20 protein-coding genes are annotated in these 23,124 nt (G+C 45.4%); 7 read left to right on the forward strand and 13 right to left on the reverse strand.

All coding sequences use genetic code 11. From position 1 onward, the window contains the following. Positions 1-7 precede the first annotated feature (7 nt). Positions 8-934: a branched-chain amino acid ABC transporter permease gene (locus ACFSKO_RS12680; protein ID WP_465262314.1), complete on the reverse strand. Its 927-nt coding sequence runs from the start codon at positions 932-934 to the stop codon at positions 8-10. A 113-nt stretch (positions 935-1,047) separates the two neighbouring features. Continuing rightward, the gene (locus tag ACFSKO_RS12685; RefSeq protein WP_380252093.1) at positions 1,048-2,235 is read right to left on the reverse strand and encodes an ABC transporter substrate-binding protein; all 1,188 of its coding nucleotides are present in this window, start codon (positions 2,233-2,235) and stop codon (positions 1,048-1,050) included. Positions 2,236-2,753: 518 nt separating this feature from the next. On the opposite strand from ACFSKO_RS12685, the gene ACFSKO_RS12690 reads away from it, so the two are divergent. After that, the gene (locus ACFSKO_RS12690; protein ID WP_380252095.1) at positions 2,754-4,103 is read left to right on the forward strand and encodes a DEAD/DEAH box helicase; all 1,350 of its coding nucleotides are present in this window, start codon (positions 2,754-2,756) and stop codon (positions 4,101-4,103) included. A gap of 85 nt (positions 4,104-4,188) precedes the next feature. Here ACFSKO_RS12690 and ACFSKO_RS12695 read toward each other — a convergent pair whose 3' ends face one another. After that, positions 4,189-4,662, reverse strand: a complete 474-nt coding sequence (locus tag ACFSKO_RS12695; RefSeq protein WP_380252097.1) for a PAS domain-containing protein — start codon at positions 4,660-4,662, stop codon at positions 4,189-4,191. Between the two features lie 248 nt (positions 4,663-4,910). Here ACFSKO_RS12695 and ACFSKO_RS12700 point away from each other — a divergent pair, with 248 nt between their 5' ends. From ACFSKO_RS12700 to arfB, 3 genes are all read left to right on the forward strand, one after another. Next, on the forward strand, positions 4,911-5,570 hold the full coding sequence (locus tag ACFSKO_RS12700) for a glutathione S-transferase (protein WP_380252099.1): 660 nt from the start codon (positions 4,911-4,913) through the stop codon (positions 5,568-5,570). A 58-nt stretch (positions 5,571-5,628) separates the two neighbouring features. After that, positions 5,629-6,252 (forward strand): TetR/AcrR family transcriptional regulator, encoded by a 624-nt coding sequence (locus ACFSKO_RS12705; protein WP_380252101.1) that lies wholly within the window; start codon positions 5,629-5,631, stop codon positions 6,250-6,252. A 140-nt stretch (positions 6,253-6,392) separates the two neighbouring features. Next, positions 6,393-6,818, forward strand: coding sequence for an alternative ribosome rescue aminoacyl-tRNA hydrolase ArfB (gene arfB / locus ACFSKO_RS12710; protein ID WP_380252103.1), 426 nt, complete (start codon positions 6,393-6,395; stop codon positions 6,816-6,818). Positions 6,819-6,847: 29 nt separating this feature from the next. On the opposite strand, the gene ACFSKO_RS12715 is transcribed toward arfB, so the two are convergent. From ACFSKO_RS12715 to ACFSKO_RS12740, 6 genes are all read right to left on the reverse strand, one after another. Beyond that, positions 6,848-7,882: a histone deacetylase family protein gene (locus ACFSKO_RS12715; RefSeq protein ID WP_380252106.1), complete on the reverse strand. Its 1,035-nt coding sequence runs from the start codon at positions 7,880-7,882 to the stop codon at positions 6,848-6,850. Positions 7,883-7,886: 4 nt separating this feature from the next. Next, complete coding sequence (locus tag ACFSKO_RS12720; protein ID WP_380252108.1) at positions 7,887-9,806, reverse strand: ABC transporter permease; 1,920 nt, start codon at positions 9,804-9,806, stop codon at positions 7,887-7,889. Positions 9,807-9,993: 187 nt separating this feature from the next. Next, positions 9,994-10,947, reverse strand: a complete 954-nt coding sequence (locus ACFSKO_RS12725; RefSeq protein ID WP_380252110.1) for an ATP-binding cassette domain-containing protein — start codon at positions 10,945-10,947, stop codon at positions 9,994-9,996. A 220-nt stretch (positions 10,948-11,167) separates the two neighbouring features. Next, the gene (locus tag ACFSKO_RS12730) at positions 11,168-12,112 is read right to left on the reverse strand and encodes an ABC transporter substrate-binding protein (RefSeq protein WP_380252112.1); all 945 of its coding nucleotides are present in this window, start codon (positions 12,110-12,112) and stop codon (positions 11,168-11,170) included. A 22-nt stretch (positions 12,113-12,134) separates the two neighbouring features. Beyond that, positions 12,135-13,886, reverse strand: a complete 1,752-nt coding sequence (gene betA / locus ACFSKO_RS12735) for a choline dehydrogenase (RefSeq protein ID WP_380252114.1) — start codon at positions 13,884-13,886, stop codon at positions 12,135-12,137. 44 nt (positions 13,887-13,930) lie between these two features. Beyond that, entirely contained in the window at positions 13,931-14,290 is a 360-nt protein-coding gene (locus ACFSKO_RS12740) for a cupin domain-containing protein (RefSeq protein WP_380252116.1), read from the reverse strand. A 146-nt stretch (positions 14,291-14,436) separates the two neighbouring features. Here ACFSKO_RS12740 and ACFSKO_RS12745 point away from each other — a divergent pair, with 146 nt between their 5' ends. Next, a complete protein-coding gene (locus ACFSKO_RS12745) occupies positions 14,437-15,387 on the forward strand; it encodes a LysR family transcriptional regulator (RefSeq protein WP_380252118.1) in 951 nt (316 codons plus the stop codon). Here the strand turns inward: ACFSKO_RS12745 and ACFSKO_RS12750 are convergent. Further along, positions 15,352-15,576, reverse strand: coding sequence for a hypothetical protein (locus tag ACFSKO_RS12750; RefSeq protein WP_380252120.1), 225 nt, complete (start codon positions 15,574-15,576; stop codon positions 15,352-15,354). The two genes, ACFSKO_RS12745 and ACFSKO_RS12750, sit on opposite strands and share 36 nt — an antisense overlap. Positions 15,577-15,597: 21 nt before the next feature. After that, complete coding sequence (locus tag ACFSKO_RS12755; protein ID WP_380252122.1) at positions 15,598-17,274, reverse strand: monovalent cation:proton antiporter-2 (CPA2) family protein; 1,677 nt, start codon at positions 17,272-17,274, stop codon at positions 15,598-15,600. A 290-nt stretch (positions 17,275-17,564) separates the two neighbouring features. On the opposite strand from ACFSKO_RS12755, the gene ACFSKO_RS12760 reads away from it, so the two are divergent. Together ACFSKO_RS12760 and ACFSKO_RS12765 are read left to right on the forward strand one after the other, a co-directional pair. Beyond that, on the forward strand, positions 17,565-19,148 hold the full coding sequence (locus tag ACFSKO_RS12760) for a gamma-glutamyltransferase family protein (RefSeq protein WP_380252124.1): 1,584 nt from the start codon (positions 17,565-17,567) through the stop codon (positions 19,146-19,148). Beyond that, a complete protein-coding gene (locus ACFSKO_RS12765) occupies positions 19,145-20,530 on the forward strand; it encodes a M20 family metallopeptidase (protein WP_380252126.1) in 1,386 nt (461 codons plus the stop codon). Before ACFSKO_RS12760 ends, ACFSKO_RS12765 begins: the two co-directional genes overlap by 4 nt. Before the next feature lie 7 nt (positions 20,531-20,537). Here ACFSKO_RS12765 and ACFSKO_RS12770 read toward each other — a convergent pair whose 3' ends face one another. Next, positions 20,538-21,980, reverse strand: a complete 1,443-nt coding sequence (locus tag ACFSKO_RS12770; RefSeq protein ID WP_380252128.1) for a M81 family metallopeptidase — start codon at positions 21,978-21,980, stop codon at positions 20,538-20,540. 85 nt (positions 21,981-22,065) lie between these two features. Then, positions 22,066-23,121 carry a TRAP transporter substrate-binding protein gene (locus ACFSKO_RS12775; RefSeq protein ID WP_380252130.1) on the reverse strand — a complete coding sequence of 352 codons (1,056 nt, stop codon included), beginning with the start codon at positions 23,119-23,121 and terminating at the stop codon, positions 22,066-22,068. Positions 23,122-23,124 lie beyond the last annotated feature (3 nt).

Here is a 23,124-nt window from a genome sequence, read left to right on the forward strand (position 1 = left end):
TTTCAGCCTAGCTCCCATATGCCTGGAACAGGCCGCGTGGTTTCCAAATTAGGACCCCAGCCATTAAGACATAAATAGCAACGGACGAAACTGACGCGGCGACAGTATCTGCCGCAGAGGGGTCCAGGATCTCGCGCATGATAGCAGGAAGAAATGCCCGCCCATAAGTATCGACCATCCCAACAAGAAGTGCTCCAACCAAAGCACCACGGATAGAACCGATCCCACCAATGATAATGACAACGAATGTCAGGATAAGTATTTTTTCACCCATTCCCACTTCAATAGCCAGCATGGGTCCGGCGAGAGCGCCAGCCAACCCAGCCAACATCGCCCCGATACCAAAGACGATGGTAAAGAGACGGTCAATATCAATGCCAAGAGCCCCAACCATTTCCCGGTGGGTTGCGCCTGCTCTAATCAACATGCCAATTCGGGTATGGATGATAAGATGTCGTAGCAACAGCGCAACAGCCAAACCAGCTGCGATAATAAATAACCGATAAGAAGGATAAGGCGCACCGGATATGAACTCGAGTGTGCCGGAAAGGAATTCAGGCGTTGAGAGGAAAAGTGCTTGTGGCCCCCAGAGTATCTTCACCAACTCATTAAAGAACAAGATCATACCAAAAGTTGCCAGAACTTGATCAAGGTGGTCTCGATTATAAAGCCTGCGAAGCACGGAATACTCTAGCAGCATCCCAGTTATTCCCGACGCCCCAAGTGCGGCAAGAATACCTAAAACAAAACTGCCGGATGCTTGGGTCACACTCGCGGCAACATAGGCTCCCACCATATAGAGAGAACCATGTGCAAGATTGATCAAAGACATAATGCCGAACACAAGGGTCAAGCCAGCAGCCATAAGAAACAGCATCACGCCCTGTTGCAGCCCATTAAGGGATTGCTCAAGAAAGAGCTCTATCGTCAACATTTATAGAAATTCCAGACACACCTGAGCCGGTTATTTGAACGCTCCCTCATTGATTACCAATAGAACTTTATCGGTTCTCAGAGTATCAGAGCAATAACCGGCTCTCGATAAGCTTACAGGTTACAGTCAGCTGCGTAAGCATCCTGATGTGCAGAGAAAACCTTCTCCACAATTTTGTTTGTCACAACATCACCTTCTTTATGAACAATCCGTACATAAATATCCTGTATAGGGTGTTGGTTAGCACCAAATTTAAAATCGCCACGAACAGAATTGAATTCAGCTTTGCGCAGTGCTGCCCTGAACTTGTCTTTGTCAGAAAGATCCCCATCGACAGCAGAAACTGCCGAATCAATTAACATTGCAGCATCATACCCCTGACTGGCATAAAGTGATGGATTACGGCCGTAAGTCTCTTTGAATGCTTTTACGAACGCGATATTTGCGGGGTTGTCGATGTCTTTGTTCCACTGGGATGTGTTGTAAACCCCCAAAGCTGCATCACCAACGGCCTTCAAAATACCTTCATCAAACGAGAAAGCTGGTCCAAACAAAGGAGTATCCGCACTCAATCCAGCTTGAGAATACTGTTTAACAAAGTTAATCCCCATTCCGCCTGGCAAGAAAAAATAAACGGCATCCGGCTTCGCAGCACGAAGATTTGCCAATTCCGCAGCGTAATCCACTTGACCTAACTTAGTATAAACCTCTCCCGCAACATCACCTTTATAGAAGCGTTTAAACCCAGCGATAGCATCTTTGCCAGCAGGGTAATTGGGGGCCATGAGATATACTTTTTTATGCCCTTTGTCTGTCACGTATTGGCCTGCAGCTTCGTGCAGATTGTCATTTTGCCATGCGACATTGAAATAATTTTCATGACACTTTTTACCTGCAAGGGCAGAAGGGCCGGCATTCGGGCTGATATAAAATTTACCCGCACGGGTGACGCTTGGTACGACGGCCATTGCAAGGTTGGACCAGACAATCCCCGTTACAATATCAACATCATCTTTTTTAATCATGCGTGAGGCAATTTGTTTGGCATTCTCAACTTTTCGCGCATCGTCAATTTCGATGACTTGAGTTTCGGCACCGCCAAGTTTGCCGTCTTTCATTTTCACGCCCAGCATAAAGCCGTCACGAATATCAATCCCAAGGCCTGCCCCTCCTCCAGATAAGGTCGTGATCATGCCAATTTTCACAGGATCAGCCGCTAGAGCTATAGGGGAAGCAAAAGTTGCACTCAACCCCAAGGCGCCAGCCAACATAACTGGTAACATGTTTTTTATTTTTTTCATTTTTATCCCCTTGTGAAACCGATCAGAGTAGAGCGGCCGATACGTTCCCAACTATTAAGCATGGGAACCTCCCAATTATTTTGCAGATACGGTAGTCTAAGCCTTGAGTACAGGCAACTTTTTATCCTGAACACACTGTTAGTGGAGTACAAAAAAAGAAGTATTACGACTGAAAAATAAAAAACAAATCTCAAATGAGTACTGAAGTGTTAATCACGTTCAAGCCGTATCAAATCTCTTTTGTGCAACTTTTCCCTGCAGATGCATAGGCGCCATGCAAAAGATGACCCCCGGTTTGGCTTGACCCACTGAGGTCAATCCTATATTGCTGCGTCAACTCGCGGAAATATATAGGCTTGTCTTGTATATTATACGCTATGAAAAGGGGGTTAAATAAAGACCCCGCCTTGATCTATTGCGCTTAATCCTTGTGTTGGACGTTATGTCTCCAAAAGTGCGGCGAAGAGCTAGATTGATCCAGGTATAGCCTTCACCATGCTTTTAAAGGACTTTCCTGCATGACTCAGTTTTCCGAGCTCAATATTATTGAGCCGCTTCAACGTGCAATCGACGCACAAGGTTTCACGGCTCCTACAGCTATTCAATCTCAAGCTATCCCAGCTCTTATGGCTGGCAAAGACGTCATAGGTCTGTCTCAGACTGGTGGCGGTAAGACAGCTGCTTTTGTACTTCCCCTACTCCAGCGTCTGGCTGAGAAAAAAGAGCGCTATGAGCCTAACCACCCGCAAGCTCTGATCCTTGCCCCTACACGTGAAATTGCCCTGCAAATTGGCCAGGTTCTTCGTGCCTTCACAAAATTCCTTCCTTTGCATTATACCACTGTTACCGGTGGCGCTCCGATGTTCCCTCAGTTCCGTGATTTAAATCGCGGTGTGAACATCTTGGTTGCGACGCCTGGTCGTCTAATTGATCATGTAAAACGTGGTTCAGTTAAATTCGATCACACAACAACGCTTATCCTTGACGAAGCAGATCGCATGCTTGATCTCGGTTTTTCTGATGAAGTAACCGAAATCGCAAACAGCCTGCCTAAACCACACCAGACTGTTCTTTTCTCAGCAACGATGCCTAAATCTGTTGATCGTTTGATCAGTAAATTACTGACAAACCCAGTTCGTATCGAAACAGCCAAAGAATCCACCACTGCTGCAAACGTCACTCAGCGTGCATTTTATGTCCATGGCGGCCAAAAACAGGCCCTTCTTGGTCACGTTCTGGATAAACACCCTGGCGAACGTGTTCTTGTTTTCATGCAAACAAAAGCTGAGTGTGATCGCTGGTGTGACGCTCTTCGTGAAGATGGTCGTCGTGTTGATGCGATCCATGGTGATAAGCAACAACGTATTCGTACGAAGGTCATGAATAAGTTCCGTCGTGGTGACATTGATGTTTTGGTTGCGACAGATGTTGCTGCCCGTGGTATTGACGTAAAAGACATTAAAGTTGTTGTGAATATTGACCTTCCAACGGATCCTGAAAATTACGTTCACCGTATTGGGCGGACAGGTCGTGCAGATGCCGTAGGTGATGCCTATTCATTCTGTTCTCCAAAAGAAATTGGCACACTCAAACGGATTGAAAAATCTATCCGTCAAGATATCACCGTTGAAAAGGATCACCCTTTCCACGTTGAAATCAGCAACCGTGATGCCTACTCACAAAAACCGGCTAATCGTCGCGGACGTTCCTTTGGCAAACCCGGTGGCGGGAAACCAGCCGCAGGTGGCCGTGGACGTGGTGGCCCAGCTAAGGCCCGTAACGGTACCGGATTTGGTGGTCGCCCTGCACAGAATGCAAACGGCGAGAACAGAGGCCAAAAAAGATTTACAAAACGCCAAGCTGCTTAATAACCAGGCGTTTATCCTCTAAGACATAAAAAAAGACTGTTCGAATATTTTCGAACAGTCTTTTTTTATGTGTAAAATTCTAATTTTAAAAATTTATATAATCAGTAAAGGCAACAACCATGTTTACGGTTTGCCCATCATCTGAAAGAGGAAGTAAGAGTGCATCCCCTTGGCGCAAGGAAGAAACTTCCGAAGATACGCCTTCTTGGTCAAAGACGGGGCATTTTTTTTCAGAGACAATTTTGTAATTGGTCATAACTTCCTCTGTGGTAGTGCCAAAAGCGTGTTCGTAAACTTGATGACCCGTCGGATCACAGCCTCGCGCACTGACTTCTTTTGTCCCAACCAGTCTGTAAGTAAAGTTCAAAGGCTCGTGTGTGACATCGACAAGAATGAGGCTCGACAGGAAAGGTTTCATTTCAATCGGATCAAGATCAGCACGGGAAGGCATAGTTCGACCGCGACGCTTAGAATCCCAATATTTATAAAACGACAATATATTCTTTGGACAATCATCCAAAAAATCCAATGCCGTAGATCGTTTGTATTCCTGCATCATCTTGTCACAATCATTCCGTAAAATACTGCCTCTTCACGCCTAAGCTCTATTGTAAATATATAGTTACATATTGCGTAGTCATCTATTCGCAATAGTACCTAGAGATTATTTTCCCATTACAAATTCTATGTTTGATACCATTTGATCACGTACTATAAAATATAAAGAATCGCTACAGGACTTGCCTAAAGAGCGCACTCCTGCTTCATTGGTATCATCCGACACACTTAAAGTTAATTTCGGCTCTCATGACACAATTTCTTCCCGTTTTATACAGTTTTCGCCGTTGCCCCTACGCAATGCGGGCAAGGCTAGGCTTACAAAGTAGCCAGCAACAATGTGAACTTCGGGAGATCGTCTTGCGTAACAAGCCTGCCCCCATGTTAGAATCCTCTCCCAAAGGCACAGTGCCTGTTCTCGTTTTGAATGATGGTATCGTCATTGAGGAAAGTCTCGACATCATGCTTTGGGCGTTAAAGCGCGATGATCCTGAAAGTTGGCTTGTGCCAGAGCGAGGCGACCTAGATTCAATGCTTACACAAATTAACCGATGCGAGACCAATTTTAAGTTCCACTTGGACCGGTACAAATATGCCCCACGTTATGAAAACGTCAACTCCTTAGAGCACAGAGAAAAAGCCGAAATGTTCCTGCAAGAGCTCAACCAGCAACTAACAGGCCCATCTTATTTATTTGGAGAAAAAAAATCCTTGGCAGATATGGCGATTGCCCCTTTCATCAGACAATTCGCCAATGTTGATCGTGTCTGGTTTGATAAAACGCCTTATCCGTATTTAAAAGACTGGTTGAATGAATTTCTAAACAGCCCGGCTTTTAAAAATATCTTGCACAAATATCCGGTTTGGCAAAAAGGCGATTCAGTTACTCTCTTCCCGCTCGCCCCCTGACAACTGTGTTTTATCTGTATAGTATTGACAAAAAGACCGCTAAGTCCCTAAATACAGCATGGTATTAGGTCGCCCCCGCGAATTCGATGTTGATATTGCACTTGATAAGGCCATGGATTTGTTTTGGACCCAGGGATACGAAAGCACGTCTTTACACAACCTGCTTTCAGCAACTGGCCTATCCAAAAGTAGCCTTTATAAAGTGTTTGGCAGTAAAAAAGAACTGTTTGAGAAATCCATCGACCGCTATTCAATAAAACTTCATACCTCTATGGCAAAGGGGTTAGCAACCAAAGCTTCGGGGTGGGCTTTTATTGAAGATATTCTTCGATTTATTATCCATGAAAAGGAGCGCGCAGCTGCACCCAGAGGATGTCTTCTGATTAATTCCATCAACGAATGGAGTGTCCACAATCAGGAAATACAACAACGCGTTATTGACCGCTTTTATACATTCGAAAATCTGTTTGAACAGGCTATTATTCGTGCCCAAAAAGAAGGCGCTATCCCGCAAGAAAGTAATTCCAAAGACTTGGCAGCCTTTCTGGTTTGCAGCATATCTGGCCTTAGATCCTCGGTAAAAGCCAAAAGCAGCTCAGAGAAATTAGACACACTCGTACAGTTTATCCTCTCGAGCTTAAAAGCACGAAAACAAACAGGACCAATTGGTCCCAATATTTAATTTTTTAAATGATTCATAAAAATAAATTTTATAGACAGAGCTTTTCTCGATTTTTTTTAATCCGGGTGCACAAAAGTACATGTCATGATATTAATCGGTATCAAAGCACCATCTGAATAAAGAAACAGAAGAATGCCCTCATGATCCGGGTAACCAACCAAATACAGATTGATCCCGACGAGCTAGAGGAAACCTTTATTCGCGCATCGGGTTCTGGTGGCCAAAATGTGAATAAAGTATCGACGGCAGTCCAACTGCGGTTTAATGCCAAAACCAGCCCTGCCATATCAATTTTTGTCTTCAACCGCCTTCAAATTTTGGCCAGCCATCTAATGACACAGGATGGTGAAATCATAATCACCGCCAACAGTCATCGCAGTCAAGATCGTAATAGACAGGACGCCCGCGACAGGCTCGTCGAGTTCATCAAAAAAGCCACCATTCAGCAAAAGAGCCGCCGCCCCACAAAACCAAGCCGATCCGCTAAGACCAAGCGTACCGACAAAAAGAAACAACGAGGTGCAATAAAAAAAGGCCGTGGCAGTGTTTCCAAATCAGACTACTAGCGCATAGGTTTGCGTAAGATCATAAAGAATTATCCATCTTGGCAATAACCCGAAATTACGTTGGCAACATTGGTTCCCAATGCCTCCATTGCATACCCCCCCTCCATAATGAAATGAGTTGGAAGGCTTAGTTGTGCAATCATTTGTCCTATCACAGAATAATCCGGGCTCTGTAATTCAAACCCTCCGACAGGATCATCAACGAAAGTATCAACCCCAAGAGAGATGACGAGTACGTCCGGGGCATAATGCTCAATTCGCCTGAGGGCCACCTGTAAAGCCAGTACATAAGAGCTGAAATCCGTACCCTTTGGCATCGGCAGATTAAGATTGTAACCTTTACCATCCCCTTTTCCAACTTCTGTCGCATAGCCCATCAAAAAAGGATACTCGTCTTCTGGTCGTGCGTGGAGTGATGCAAAAAAAACATCTTCTCGCTCATAGAAGATGTGCTGGCTACCATTGCCGTGGTGATAATCAATATCTAAAATAGCAACCCGTCGAGCGCCACCATCAAGATGAGCCTGCGCGGCAATAGCAGCATTGTTTAAGTAACAATATCCACCAGCAAGGTCACCCGAAGCATGATGACCTGGAGGACGACAGAGAGAAAATACGGCCTTCTCTCCACCTTGGATAATATCAACACCAGTCAAGGCGACATCGACGGCAGAACGAATTGCTTTCCATGTCCCTTCAACAATGGGGACACAAACATCAAATGTATAACAAGATAACATCGAATGAATAGATTGATTGGGTGCCTGTGCCATCCCTCTCATACCAAAGGTATAGGCTGTCGCATAGCCCCCGGGACCGAATTCTGCTTCCCACAAAGGATAAGCACGCTCCAGAAAGCTGACAAAGGCGGGATCGTGGACCTTGTAAACAGCCTCTAAAGAAAATGACTTTGGCACAACCACATCGTTGTGTCCCGCATTGACCAATGCTTCCATGATCATATCCATGCGTTCGGGACTTTCCGACATGGGGATCATCTCATCATAACGCATTTCTTTTGCACCAGCGTGATCACGGTGATCATCCGAATAGATAAGTTTCATCTCGTTACTCGCTTAATGTTCTGGAATTTTCGTATTTTTTTTGCCAAGCAAGGCAAAACCGATCCGCCGTAATCGCAATAATGGCCATACCAATTCCCGCAAGAAAACCAATCCCGAAATCACCTTTACTCAGGCCGATATAAACTTGTTGACCCAGGCCGTCAGTGCCAACTAAAGCCGCAATGACCAACATCGCAATGCCATACATTATTGATTGATTTAAACCCAACATGATATTGGGCATTGCTAAGGGCAACTTTACCCTAAAAAGAAGTTGCAAAGGTGAACACCCCATACATGTCGCGGCCTCAACAACCTCAGCCGAAACATTACGCAGCCCATACTCGGTATAACGAAAAGCCGGTACATAAGCATAAGAAATGATCGCAAGTATTGCTGTGAATTCCCCTATTTTAAAAATCATGACAATAGGTATCAACAAAACAAAAGGCGGCATTGTCTGTAAGGTGTCATTAATTGGCTGCATAAAGCGAGAGAACCTATCATTACTTGCCGCAAATATTCCTAAGGTTGTTCCAATCAGGAATGATAATGAAACAGCAATACAGCACAGATAAAGTGAAAGCAGTGCTTTTTCCCAACTGCCCGACAAGAGTAAAAATGCGATGGCTGCAGAAGTTCCCAAGGCAAGAGACCTTCCTCCCACTCTATAGGCAAAACCAACAATAATTACGACCATTGCAGGCCAAGGCATTTCAGTCAGCCCAATAAAAATAATCATACCGAACAACAGAGTCGTTATTGCTTTTGTCTGTTTTTTGGCTTTAAGGAAATAAGCAGCAATAGAGGCAACGATAACCATGAAGGCGGCCGTATGCCATATGGTTAAAGAGAACCCCCACGTAAACGGGCTAACGGCAGTATTCAATCCAATCTTCAAGGGCAACATAAAGAAAAACACAAAACTGTTTTTCAAGGTATCCAGCACTGGTTTGAAAGTAAGGACAAACCAACTAATCATTTCATTCAATGGTGTTGATGGATCCAGTACCCAGGCATCAGGCCATGTATTTAAGGCAGGAATTAGCTGGGCGCTAATAAGCAAGATAATGACCATTCCAGTGCTTCCGACCATCAATAGATATTTAAGGCGTTGATTTTGCACCTCATACTCATTGACTTTACGCACAGCAAGCCCACGTGTTATCCGGTCAAGCACCATTGCCAGTAAGGCAATAACTACACCGGCGACAAGACTTTCACCAAACTGAGCTTTGCGCATGGTGGATAATACCTCCCACCCGATATCAGCCGAGCCTCCTATGATGGAAGCAATGATGATCATGCTTAACGAGGCCATTGTTGTCTGGTTCACACCAAGGAGAATTTGCTGCAAAGCGCTGGGAAACCTTACTCTCCAAAACAACTGTAGAACTGTAGCACCAGACATTTGACCAGATTCAATAATATCTAACGGAACATTTCGCAATCCAACAATCGTGTTTCGAACCATTGGAGGAAAAGCAAAGATAATACTGGCGATGAGACCCACAACAGGTCCAAACCCAAATAACAACAGAATTGGCAGCAGATAGGCAAAAGCAGGGATGGTTTGGGTTATATCTAAAATGGGAACGATTATTCGTTCTGCGCGATGAGATAAATATCCAATCACCCCCAGAAAGAACCCAAGAAGGACAGCAAACGGAACTGAAATAGCTACAAGAGCTAGGGAGTTCATGCTTTCGACCCAAAGTCCTACGAATAATATGTAGGCAAAGCTGCTACCCGTAAAAATAACAAGAGCCGTTTTTCCCGCACGGTAAGATACCAGCATAAATACAAAGACGACAACGGTCCAAGGAAGCCATTGCAACAGTTCACGGACCCATCCCATAGGAAAATCCATAAGCCATGCTGTCAGCCGGAAAAAACCGGACGTATTTTCTACAAACCAAGCCATAAACCCATTGAGCAGATCTACGATCGGAAATTGATATGTCGCGGGGAATGCACTTAGATTTTGAAAGTAATCTTGTAAAAAAACGCACCCCAACGAGAAGAGAAAAATCCACAATCCATATAAAGATAAGAACCGTGCCAGGAGTTTAAAATTTCTATTTAAAAATGATTGCCTTGTATCGGAAATATTAACCATTCAACTCTTCCGCATTTAAGCCTGAATTCCTCTGATTGCTGGCAAGCGTTCGTATGATGGATGCCGGACTGACGACGCCAAGGTCTTGCCCGTCTTCTCCATGTACAGCAATACCTTTAGGATTTTGGTCCATTAGGGGAATCAAAATTTCCAAAGGAGTTTGATCATGAACACGGACAAGGCCAGATATATTTTTTTTGGTCTCATCAAGACATTGCCCCGAACGTAGAATTTTTATACGCGGCACTTCGCGTGTGAACTGAGCAATATAATCATCCGCAGGATTCAAAATAAGATCTTCAGGCGTACCAATTTGGATAATTTTACCATCCCGCATAATTGCCATTCGATCAGCGATCCTTAGGGCCTCGAGGAAGTCATGCGTTATGAAAACGATCGATTTACGCAGTACACGCTGAATACGTAAAAACTCATCCTGCATTTGACGTCGAATAAGAGGGTCTAGCGCACTAAACGGCTCATCTAGAAACCAAATTTCGGGTTCAACGGCAAGGGATCGAGCGATCCCTACACGTTGCTGTTGTCCACCCGATAAATGTTCAGGAAAGCTACCTTCTCGCCCTTCAAGTCCCACCAGATTAATCACACGTTCAACACGATCACACAACTGACGCGCAGGAAGCCCTTGGAGCTTCAAAGGAAACGCAATATTTTCATAAACAGTTAGATGAGGAAGCAACCCAAAACTTTGAAAGACCATCCCCATTTTATGTCGTCGAATATGAGTGAGTTCTTTCTTATTTTTTGTAAGCAGATTTTCAGAATCCAAAAGAATCTCACCAGAACTCGCATCAACCAATCGAGACAAGCATCTAACAACAGTCGACTTTCCTGAACCAGATAACCCCATGATCACGAATATTTCGCCATCATAAACATCAAAGCTTACATCAATAGCAGCCGGAATATGCGATTCAGTACGCATTCTTTGCGCTAAGGATTCCGAATCAAAATTATCTTCGAATGATTTAAACTCGGGTGATTTAAAATAAGCGTTCGAGTCCGGGCCGTATACTTTCCATAAATTCCGGCAAGATAATTTGACTTCACTTGAGGTTTTCACCGTCACTTTGCTCCCATAGGGTTACTGGAAAAGAAAAGCCAACCTCAACTGAGTATCGGCCTTTCGTTCTTCGTCAAATAACCTATTTAACCCACTCGCTCCATTTAGACTTATTTTGAATCATCCACTCATCAACCACCTCTGACAAAGGGCGCTTTTTTTGATCAACCGCGAGAATCATACGGTTTTGTTCTTCGTTAGAGATTTTAATTTTTTTGAATAACTCAGAAGCTTCAGGCCATTTTTGCGCAACCATTTTCGACTCAATTTTGACGGCATTAGCCTGAGCAAACCCACAAGCTGTATTGCGGTTTTGTGTCTCTTCAACACATTCGCCCTCTATCGGGTTCCACGTTACCCAATCGACATCAATTTCAGCAAACAGCCAATGCGGTTGCCAAAACATCATCAAAATAGGTTCTTTCGCAGCAAGCGCACTTTTCAACTCAGCCACCATGGCACCTTCACTACCGCCAGCAACCGCTACAAATGGCAGATCAATTGACGCAACAACATCCTTGGATCGTGTCCCCCAATCCGCTGGATAGGTAATCAGCCGCCCCTTTGGGTAAGTCTCTGCATTTGCAAAGGATTGAGCACAGTCATACAACGCCTGATAATTTGGCAGTCCAGGACATTTCTCTTTCATATATTTTGGGTAGATCCAACCTTCTTGTGGTTTAAGCCCAAGAGAGCCCCTAACAAGAATGTCCCCTGACGCCACAGCATTTGTGTAGGCATCAGTGATACTGTTATCCCAAAGCTCAGGATTAAGGTGAATTTCACCCTGTGCGATTGCAGTGAGCTGAGATAAACCACCAGCCGTCACCAATTCGACATTATAACCCTTTTTCTTAAGCAGTTCTGCTGTGATGTTTGCAGATAGATGTTGTCCGGTCCACTCATTAACGGCAATCTTAATTGGGTCTTTAGATTCAGGTACGTCAGCAATCGTAACTTGAGAAGCCACCATCGCTGACGTGACTATCGTCGCGGCAATGAGGCTTCGTTTAAAAGAAAAATTCATAGATATCTCCTGTTCGACTTTGTTATGCTCGGTTGGTTTCTAATAATGATTTCATAAGCATTTCCCGATCGTTCGCGTAATCTCTAGAGACGCGCTTCGAGCGTTGTGCGGTTTCCCAATCTGTCGCGGCAAGGAGCGGGGCATCCTCGGCCGGTGGTAATGTTTTTCCTCGGATTAAATCGGAAGCACGCTCTGCCAGCATGATGGTTGGCGCATTCAAGTCTCCTGCGGTTGCTTGCGGCATGATGGAGGCATCCACAACTCGCAAATTTTGAAGACCGTTGACACGGCAATTAACGTCAACCACGGCAGATACATCACTTCCCATTCGGCACGTTCCACAAGGGTGGTAGGCACTTTCAGTTTTATCTTTGATAAATTGATCAATGGCCTGGTCTGAAATACAGTTGTCTCCAGGTGCGAGTTCTACTCCTTTATAGGGAGCAAAAGCTTCTTGTTTGAAGATTTCGCGGGTCAGGCGAATACAAGCTCGCATCTCGAGCCAATCATCTTCATGCGTCATGTAATTAAAGCAGACCCGCGGCAAGCTTTCAGACCTTTTATCCCTCAGCCTTACCCAACCCCTGCTTTTTGAACGCTTCGTCCCAACGTGAACTTGGAACCCGTGCCCGTTCGCCAAGGTTTTTCCATCATACGAAATTGCCAAGGGAAGAAAGTGAAATTGAATATCCGGATAAATAACACCAGCCCGGCTTCGAATATGACCACCACTTTCAAAATGGTTAGATGCGCCAAGCCCCGTCTTGGTCAACATCCACTGCAAGCCGATGGCCGCTTTACCAAGTAAATTCATTGAATTATAGAGGGATACAGGCTGTAAGCATTCTTGTTGTAAATAGACCTCTAAATGGTCCATCAAATTCTCACCAACACTTGGCTTGTCGCAGACAAGATCTATGTCATGGAGTTTTAATTCTTCCGCTGGACCTATCCCCGAACGCTTTAAGATTGTCGGGGACATGATAGATCCCGCACTGAGGATTACCTCTTTTTGTGCGCGCGCGAAACAATCCTTACCCTTTCGATCAAATTGCACCCCAACAGCTTTTGTACCTTCAAATAAAATCCGATCTACCGTGGCATGGCTAATCACACGTACGTTGCCACGTTTTAACGCTGGTTTCAGGTAAGCGGTGGCAGCACTGCATCTCGCCCCCCCTCCTACCGACATTTCCATTGGGCCAAAACCTTCATGTTGCCGCTCATTCATGTTGGCACTCATAGGATAGCCCGCCTGCTCACCCGCTTTAACGAAGGCATGATAAAGAGGGTTTCTTTCCGTTCCTCGGGTCACATGCAACGGTCCGGATTGACCTCGAAGAGGTCCTCCGCCATTTACAGTTTCTGCCCGTTGAAAATACGGTAAAACGTTTTCCCAATGCCACCCTTTGGCACCAAGCGCACTCCACAATTCATAATCAAGAGGATTTCCACGGACATAGCACATACCGTTAATTGATGAGGACCCGCCAAGACCTTTACCTCTTGGTAAGTTCATGATGCGGCCATCTAACCCCGGTTCTGGCTCTGTTTTCATTCCCCAATTAAAACGTTTTGAATTCATGGGAATGGAAAGGGCTGCGGGCATGGCCACAAACAGAGATTTATCACTACCCCCGGCCTCAAGAACCAATATTTTAACATTTGGATCTTCGCCAAGCCTATGTGCTAACACACATCCAGCTGATCCCGCTCCGATGATAATAAAGTCATAGGCACCCTCATCCTCTGACTGTAAAATATTAGTGCTCATTGCCATTTACATCCGCTAACATTTTCAAGAAACGAAACTTTAAGTCACCCAATTATGACGTAATATTTCAACATTGAGACAGGTTGTTTCCAATATCCCTTGAAGCCTTTCGGCAAGAGAAAAGCATCACCTTTTTCATATTTCTCTTCAAAATCATCATTTTTTAAAATGACGTGTCCATCCAGAACGTACATGAATTCATCACAAGGATAGCTTTCATAATATTCGGTGTAAGGTGACGATCTCCAAATCCCCGAGGTGATTTTTTTCTCGGATCTTTCAAAGTAAACATGGTCTAACCCTTCGGGTGAGCCTTCAATTAATTTAGCAGTCTCTAACGGCCCATCAGGAGTTTCTATCCATCCTTTAGGACCAGTGCATGAAAATTTGATTGGTGTCGTCATTACGGCCTTCTTTTAAAATTATCCAGAGCAGATACACATGTACCTACACATCAAATGTCATAAAATCACTACAGATAAATCTGTTGATTGCCGAATTAAATATATTCCCTTATGGTGAATTAAAGTTACCATAAGGATTAAATAAATTGCGGAAACGAAGATCCTTAACGGCACTCCGGGCCTTTGAAGCTGTTGCACGAAATCGCAGCTTCACCCTTGCGGCTGAAGAATTAATTGTTACGCGCCCGGCAGTGAGCAAGCAGATCAAGCTACTCGAGAATGAGTTGTCCTGTACGCTCATTGACCGGTCGAGTAACAACATACAACTTACCCCGATCGGGATTGAGCTTTATGTCGGACTGCAACAGGCCTTTGACTTAATCTCAGCAACAATGGAGCGAGTTTCAAATCAAGCGAGGGTATCGCAGGGAATCAAAATTCTGGTGGAGCGTGACTTTGCCTCGTCATGGCTTGCAACCCAGATTGGACAATTTTTACTTCAATATCCTGGAATATCGGTAGAAATCACTGCTGAAAAAAATGGCCACTTCCGTATGCAAGAGGATTTTGATTTTCGTATTTTCTATGGACCGCAAGGAACTTACCAAAACGATTCATTACAAGAAAAAAAATTATGCCACTGGATCGACCTACCGCTCTGCTCTCCTGAATATGCGCGTACTCATATTACCTCACAGGGTTTTAGTGAGAACACTCACTTCCTACTGGATAAAAATTACAACCCTTGGGATGACTGGTTTAAATATACAGAATACGAGAACCCAGGAATAACAGATTTTGGAACTGTCTTTAATGAAACAACATTATGTCTTTCGGCCGCAATTGCAGGAGGGGGGATCACCATTGGCGATAGCTTTTTAGCCCTATCCGCCATCCAAGCCGCGGACTTAGTCATGCCTTATCGTTATGGATTAAAAAGTGTCGAAACCTATTCAATCTACCACCAGAAAGACGTCAAACATTCTACCGAAGAAGACATTTTCGAGAATTGGTTATTCAGCACAATTTCGATTTATCAGAATAAAGTTGATCAATACCTTTTAAAAAATGGCATTACCATTATTGATCGATCTTGAACCATTAAGGACGATGCCATTTAACAAAATATACTTCGCCGAACCAACACCAACACCAACACCAACACCAACACCAACCGTGCTGACAAAAAGAAACAACACGGTGCAATAGAAATCGGCCAGTACGGCGTACCCAAATCTGATTCTGTCCCTACCATCAACTGCTATAAGTGACTTGTACTGCGTCACTATCACTTCAAATAACCTTGGCTAAAGTTTGTGATAATCCCTGAGTTTTTCATAATCGCCTTCGCGCAGGAACTCAAACAGGTCACGTCGTTCATCTTCACCAACCCCAGCGGCTTCAAGCGTAGAAGCCCCTAAGCGCAAACTCGCTTCAACTGTTTCGGGTATGGCATGGGAGACCCCCAATCTCGTGAAATGATCCGCATCTTCCCAATCGCGCACACGTACATGCAAAGGAACGTCCGGATATAAACGTTTCATGGTCCGCACGACACTCTCTGCCGCCTTATAATCATCAAGCGTAATAACCATCAGTCGTGCCCGTACAGCGCCAACAGCCCGTAAGATCTCTGGTCGGCTCGCATCACCAAACAAAACATTATACCCATGTCTTCTGCCTTCAGCGACTTTCTTTGCATCCATGTCCACAGCAATACAGCTCACATCAACATTGCGTAACATACCTGCGACGACCTCCCCAACTCGACCGAAACCCGCTATAATTACGGGGCGTTCAGGCACAGGCTCAGAAGTTTCCATGGCATAGGAAGCTGCAGATTTAAGTTTATGAGCAATGATTTCGCTCGCCTTCACCATAAAGGGTGTCAGCGCCATACTCAGGACAATGACAGCTATAAGAGTTTCCATCATCCCTTCCGGCAAAAGACCAAGGCTATCTCCAAGAGTGAACAGGACAAAGCCGAACTCACCCGCTTGGGACAACAAAAATCCGCACCGAACTGCGATGGAAAGCGGGGTTTTCCAAAACTTTGCTAAAGCGATAATTACCAAAGCTTTGACACCAATTAAAACGATGGCGCCGAGAACAACCTGATCAAGATTAGCAACCAAAGATGCAGGCACAAACGACATGCCAACACTCATGAAAAACAGTCCTAACAACAAACCACGGAAAGGCATAATATCGGCCTCAATCTGTTGTTTGTATTCAGACTCAGACAATAATACGCCCGCAATAAAAGCGCCCATAGCCATGGAGAGCCCCACCAGTTCCATGATCCACGCGAAGCCAAGAACCAGAAGAAGCGCCATAGCGACAAAGACATCACTGTTCTTGCTATGAGCAATGGTGTGCAATAACGGGTTGATCGCAAAGCGTCCAACCACCAGGACAGAAATAAAAATCCCAATCGACTGGATTAGTGCAAATCCCATGGATACAGAAAATCGCATTTCTCCCAGCGCTAACAACGGTAATAGGATTAAGAGCGGCACCACGGCCAAATCTTGAAAAAGTAAAATTGAAAAACTAATTCGTCCCCAATGACTGGTGGTTTGTTGTTTGTCTGCTAAAATTTGGACTCCAAAAGCCGTCGAAGAAAGCGCAAGACCAAACCCGATCACCAACGCAGTTTCTTTTGCAAGACCGAACGCGAAATAGGCTAGCGCGGCGATGACTAATCCTGATATTGCAACCTGTAACCCGCCAAGCCCCAATACCAGTTTTCGCATCACCCATAAACGCTGGGGCTTAATCTCTATACCAATAAGAAAAAGAAGAAAAATTACGCCAAACTCACCAATATGACGCATGTAATTAGCATCATTTACCAACGCAAGTCCTGCAGGCCCAATAACCGCACCAGCAAAAAGATATCCAAGGACAGAGCCAAGACCTAATCGACTGAACAACAAAACCGCCACTACGGATGCCGCCAGAAGCGATACGATCTCAAGCATACTTATCCCCTATCTAATATTTAATTTATGTCGTCCATCGTGTGCAATTACCTCAGGACTCCACCCTTCGAATTCCTTTAAGGATAAAATCATCTTGTTAATAAATAAATATGGTTAACCGAGAAATTTCAAAAATTCATATCAAGTTGCTTTTTATTGTTTGGATCTGTCAGTTTTATTAAAATTATATGAGTTTCGCGGCCTCTCCCTTTGACCTCGATAAAGAAGCAGGACAAACTGGCCGCGTATAAAATATCCATGCTCATCCTTCCTAGCGAAAGACTATTCCCGTGAACCATAATTTCTCCCGATCGCAAACCATCCGTAAGCCTGTCTCTATTACCACCGGGGGTGTTGTTGCTGCCCAGCATGTGAAGGCTGCTGAAATTGGAGCCGCCGTTCTCGAAGACGGCGGCGATGCCGTAGACGCTGCAGTTGCCGTCTCTTTTGCCATGGGTGTTCTTGAACCCTGGATGAGCGGCCCTGCCGGTGGTGGCGCTATGATGATATGGCGGGAAGACGAGCAAAAAGGTTACGCACTGACCTATGGTATGAAATCCCCAAAAGCTTTAGACCCCAAAGCATTTCCCTTGGCAAAAGATGGGAAAGCTGCCGACCTTTTCCCCTGGAAATCGGTTGTTGATGACAAAAATGTTCAAGGCCCTCTTTCTATCGCCGTTCCCGGTACAGTCGCGGGAGCCTCGACAGCTCATCAAGCCTTTGGGAAGATGTCATGGCATGACTTATTACAGCCGGCAATCAAAGAGGCAAAAGCGGGTCTCCATGTCGATTGGTACGCTGCACTCGTTATTGCTTCAGCAACCCGGGCTCTTTCTGCCGATCCCGATGCAGCGGCGCTGTTTTTAGAAGACGGTCAATGGCCTACGATCGCGGGATGGACAGCCTTATCCGAAAAACGCATTAGCCTCTCCAAATTCGCAGACACTCTGAGTCAGTTGGCTGAAGCCGGGCCACAAGATTTTTATCGGGGTGATATCGCTGCGGCAATGGTCAGGGATGTACAAGACAAAGGCGGGTTTCTTTCTATGGAAGACCTCGCGAGCTACTCTGTTAACTTTGAATCGCCCCTAGAAATTTCCTACCGCGATAGTCGCCTGCTTGCGACACCGACCTTAACCGCAGGCCCCACACTGAAAGATACGCTTGGACAGATGGAAAACATGTTCACTCCAAGCGGAAAAAATCCAAATGCAGAAGCTTTCCAATCCTACGCAGCCGCTCTCAAAGCTGCTTATACACAACGTCTGACAACCATGGGAGACCAGGATGCACCCCATTCTCCTTCTTGCACGACCCACTTTTCCATTGTTGATCGTCACGGCAACATGGTGTCCATGACCCAAACCTTGTTATCACTTTTCGGATCACGTGTTATTTCACCCTCGACTGGGTTATTGATGAACAACGGAATCATGTGGTTTGACCCTGAACCAGGCCATCCCAATTCTTTAGCTCCAGACAAAAAATGCCTCATGAATGTCTGTCCTGTCATCGGAGAAAAGGGTAACCGTCGCTTCGCCATCGGCGCATCGGGCGGACGTAAAATTATGCCTGCTGTAATGCATCTATCTTCGTTCATGACCGATTATGACATGCCCTTGGAAGAAGCCTTTCACCACCCCCGAATGGATGCCTCTGGTGGTGATGCTATTATTGCCGATGAAAATCTTTCTCCTGAGATCATTAAGGCCTTGTCCCGCGACAATACGGTTGCGACCACAAAACGTACGGTCTTCCCTTACGCTTTTGCCTGTCCGGCAGGTGTGTTGAGAGAAAAAAATCTAAACATGGGATGTACCGAAATCATGTCTCCTTGGGGTGATGCGGTTAGCGAAAAAGGCGTCAACTCATGACAACTCGCGAAGTCACAATCCAAAAAGCAGAGACTTATTTTGACGATGGTACCTTTTTAAAAGATCTGTCACGGTTGGTCGCTGTGGAAACAGAAAGTCAAAATCCAGATCAACGTGATGAGCTTTATCGTTATCTTATAGAAGAGATAACTCCCTTATTGACGGCTATGGATTTTCAGACCGAAATATTTGTAAATCCCGACCCAAGCGGAGGGCCGTTACTTATCGGTGAACGTATTGAAAGCCCACAATTTGAAACTATTTTAACGTACGGCCATGGCGATGTTATTCGCTCACAGACAGATCAATGGCGCACAGGTCTCCACCCTTTTAGTGTCGTCGTCGAAGGTGAGAGAATTTATGGTCGCGGCACCGCGGACAACAAATGCCAACACCTGATTAATCTGGCTGCACTTTCGTGCCTTATTCAGGCCCGTGGCAACCTTGGATTCAATGTAAAAATCGTTATAGAAACCTCGGAAGAAACAGGCTCAGCAGGACTTGCAGATTTTTTTAAATCACATAAAGATCGCCTAAAAGCTGACGTCCTGATTGCCTCTGATGGTCCTCGCCTGAAACCAGACACACCGACTCTTTTTATGGGATCTCGTGGAGCAATCAACTTTGATTTAGAAGTAAACCTAAGAGAGAGTGCCAACCATTCGGGTAATTGGGGTGGGCTTCTTGCTGACCCTGCAATCATACTTGCCCATGCTCTTGCCACGATCACAGATGCACGAGGCCAGATTAAAATCGAGGCTTGGCGTCCAACAAGTCTGACACCAGAAATCCGCAAAGCCTTAAAAGGTCTGCCTGTTGGAGGAGGTCCCACCATTGATGAAGATTGGGGTGAACTTGATCTTGATCCTGCTGAACGTGCTTTCGGCTGGAACTCGTTTGCCATACTCGCCATGAAAAGTGGTATCCCGGAAGCCCCCGTAAACGCGATTTCGGGTCACGCCACGGCCCACTGTCAATTGCGATTTGTCGTTGGTACCGACGTCGACCAGATCTTACCCGCTCTGCGAAAGCACCTTGATGAGAACCGCTTTGCCAACGTTGACATTACTCCTGGGGATGACGCTCTTTTTAATGCAACCAGATTAGATCCCGATCATCCCTGGGTACAGTTTGTGGCTAATTCCATAACCAAGACCTCTGGGAAAATACCGCACCTTCTACCCAACCTTGCAGGATCTCTCCCAAACGATACCTTTAGTGATATTCTAAAGTTACCAACCGTTTGGGTGCCGCACTCTTATGCGGGGTGTTCTCAACACGCTCCAGACGAGCACATTTTAAAATCCATATCTCGCGATGGCCTCAAAAATATGGCGGGGTTGTTTTGGGATATTTCAGAAAAGAGCCATACCAAAACTTAACTTAAACTCAACTCACCATTGGCCAAATGTCGCACCGCGCATATCGATATTTCGTTGTGCGCGGGTCATTTGGATAGGGACCATCGACACTTGCGTAGAGAATATCTGCAGCAATAGGTTTAAAGCCATCGTAGAAATGATTAGTCGATTTTATCGCCAGGATTTTTTGAGATCGGGGATCTACGCCAAGATTGCTAAACAAACTGGGGTCAAAACTTTGGCTGCGGTTTGAATTGAGAATAACGGTAATCCCAAGGTATTCAATAGCAACTGAATCCCCCAACGGGACAATTGATTTACCAAAGTCCTGAGTAGCATCGCGGACAATTTTTAGCACTTTGACTTCTGCGTCAATCGGCGCACCCGCCGTATCAGACATCTTACTGCCAAAACGAAGTTTAAGTGTCGCGCCCTCACCCGCAGATATACAGGTTCGCACCGCCATTGGATCCCAGATGGTTCCCACGGCTGCGTTCTGTACATTGTTTTCAACGAGTGTACGGAGAAGAATTGTGGAATCACCCGGCACCCCACCCCCAGGATTATCCCAAACATCAGCGATAACAACGGGTCCATCAGCAAGAGACATAGCTTTTTTAACGGCGTCATCAGGTGGCAGAAACTCAGGTCGGGTCTTGCCCCTGAATGAATACAGCTCCTTGCTCAGGTCCTTAACCAACTGGTAAGGCTCCTCGGCGTTCTCTTCTGCGACAACAAAGATCTTTGTCCCCATGTCAGGGACATCACCCGCCATAAACCCATGAATAACTGACAAGGAAAGCACGCCATCTTTCCCTTCTAGCTCCTGTAATTTATCGACAAAGCTGCGCATTGGCTCCCGGCTTGTCGGCAATACTTCAATCATATTGCAATCAGCAACGTGAATCACGGGCTTGATCTCGCTTCTTACCGCGCGCAAAACCAGATCAACACAATCCTCGGCCCGCTCGACAAAGTCCGTATGAGGAAATTCTTTAAACGCCACCAGTATATCTGCAGCATCCGTTCTTTTTTGAGAAAGGTGACTATGTGGGTCCAATGTCGCCCCAATAATAGTATTGGGCCCGACGATATCGCGGACTTTCGAAAGCAGCTGTCCCTCGCAGTCCTGACAATTCTGCGAAACCATGGCTCCGTGCAAGCCTAAAATAACAGCATCCACAGGCATCGCGGCTTTTAGCTGTTCAAGAACCTCTTCTCGCAATCGGTTCCAAGTCTGCGCATTAACAATACCACCGGGTTCAGCCCAGGTGGCTGTTCCCTCTACCAGTTCCCAGCCTTCTGCTTGTGATCGGCGACGGCACACAGGGAAAACGGCACTGCAAAGTGTTGGTGTCTCAGGATGATCCCCGGGAGCAGCATAAAAGCTTTCCATAAAATCGCTTATATCTGCCCTTAAAGGAGAAAATGTATTCGTTTCTGTCGCAATAGATGCGCAAAATACCCGCACAAGGAAGCCTCACAATTATATTAGAAACCAAACGTATTGAAGTGAAAGGGAGAGGAAAAACCCTCTCTCCCTTTCTGTACAAAGCTTACTTTAAATAGCTCCGTGTATTGGCATTACCCAATTCTTTTTGGAATATCCCCAACAACGCAACCCCTTCAGCACCGAGTGTTTCTTCGATGTGTTTAAGAACAACAGGTTGAGCTGCTGCCTTGAACTGATCACGGGATTCAGCGGAAAGAGCTGTAACTTCGATTTTATCCTTTAGCCCCGCAAGCCCACGGTCAGACGCTTCGATAACGCGGCTCAGACCACGGCTCGCAACAACACATGAGTTCGCTGCATAGTTCAAAACCCGTTGTTCATCAGCCGTCAAATCATCCCAAAATGCTTTAGAAACCATGAAAGTATAGGGCGCAAAAAGATGATTGGTTAGCGTCATATATTTTTGCACTTCAGCAAATTTGGCAAAAGAAATGGTCGGGACCGGGTTCATCTGTCCATCAATGACACCTGTCTGCAGACCGGAATAAACTTCGCCCCATGCGAGAGGGTAAGCTTCTCCACCAAGAGATTGAATGATTTTCTGGTGTGAGGGCAACGTCATGGTACGGACACGAATACCCTTAAAATCTTCAAGGTTTTTAATCGCGTGTTTGGAATTAGTTACCGCAAAAAAACCGCCTGTGTCCGGGAAACCAAGCACTTTAACACCGCTCACTGTTTCTTCGATATCCTTGGAAAGCGCAGCACCAAAAGGACCATCAAATACATCATAAGTCGCCGCGTTATGATCAAAAGCAAAAGCCAGATTCAAGACATCAATACGTGGATAGTAGGATGAGATCGCCCCCGTTGATGTCAGAGTTGCCTGAATGACATTATCGCGGACAAGCTGAACATGTTCTTTTGCCGAACCAAGCTGGTTTGATGGATAGACTTCAACCTCGATTGAACCGTTGGTATCTGCCTCAACAATGTTGGCAAATACGGCTGTACAGGCATGAGCAGGGTTTTCAAACGGATCCATTTTATTATCATGGCCAAACTTAAGGACCTTTGGTCCCGCCATAGCACCACTTACACTTGCACAAAGTACGGCAGCAACGGCGACCGACGAAGCTACTTTTTTCATGAATTTCATTAT

It is taken from the genome of Kiloniella antarctica, assembly GCF_042682825.1.
Taxonomy (GTDB): Bacteria; Pseudomonadota; Alphaproteobacteria; order Kiloniellales; family Kiloniellaceae; genus Kiloniella; species Kiloniella antarctica.

Coding starts and splice junctions, on each gene's coding strand:
- ACFSKO_RS12680 (WP_465262314.1), bottom strand. CDS start 934: ATGTTGACGATAGAGCTCTTTCTTGAGCAATCCCTTAATGGGCTGCAA.
- ACFSKO_RS12685 (WP_380252093.1), bottom strand. CDS start 2,235: ATGAAAAAAATAAAAAACATGTTACCAGTTATGTTGGCTGGCGCCTTG.
- ACFSKO_RS12690 (WP_380252095.1), top strand. CDS start 2,754: ATGACTCAGTTTTCCGAGCTCAATATTATTGAGCCGCTTCAACGTGCA.
- ACFSKO_RS12695 (WP_380252097.1), bottom strand. CDS start 4,662: ATGATGCAGGAATACAAACGATCTACGGCATTGGATTTTTTGGATGAT.
- ACFSKO_RS12700 (WP_380252099.1), top strand. CDS start 4,911: ATGACACAATTTCTTCCCGTTTTATACAGTTTTCGCCGTTGCCCCTAC.
- ACFSKO_RS12705 (WP_380252101.1), top strand. CDS start 5,629: ATGGTATTAGGTCGCCCCCGCGAATTCGATGTTGATATTGCACTTGAT.
- arfB (WP_380252103.1), top strand. CDS start 6,393: ATGATCCGGGTAACCAACCAAATACAGATTGATCCCGACGAGCTAGAG.
- ACFSKO_RS12715 (WP_380252106.1), bottom strand. CDS start 7,882: ATGAAACTTATCTATTCGGATGATCACCGTGATCACGCTGGTGCAAAA.
- ACFSKO_RS12720 (WP_380252108.1), bottom strand. CDS start 9,806: ATGGCTTGGTTTGTAGAAAATACGTCCGGTTTTTTCCGGCTGACAGCA.
- ACFSKO_RS12725 (WP_380252110.1), bottom strand. CDS start 10,947: ATGCGTACTGAATCGCATATTCCGGCTGCTATTGATGTAAGCTTTGAT.
- ACFSKO_RS12730 (WP_380252112.1), bottom strand. CDS start 12,112: ATGAATTTTTCTTTTAAACGAAGCCTCATTGCCGCGACGATAGTCACG.
- betA (WP_380252114.1), bottom strand. CDS start 13,886: ATGAGCACTAATATTTTACAGTCAGAGGATGAGGGTGCCTATGACTTT.
- ACFSKO_RS12740 (WP_380252116.1), bottom strand. CDS start 14,290: ATGACGACACCAATCAAATTTTCATGCACTGGTCCTAAAGGATGGATA.
- ACFSKO_RS12755 (WP_380252122.1), bottom strand. CDS start 17,274: ATGCTTGAGATCGTATCGCTTCTGGCGGCATCCGTAGTGGCGGTTTTG.
- ACFSKO_RS12765 (WP_380252126.1), top strand. CDS start 19,145: ATGACAACTCGCGAAGTCACAATCCAAAAAGCAGAGACTTATTTTGAC.
- ACFSKO_RS12775 (WP_380252130.1), bottom strand. CDS start 23,121: ATGAAATTCATGAAAAAAGTAGCTTCGTCGGTCGCCGTTGCTGCCGTA.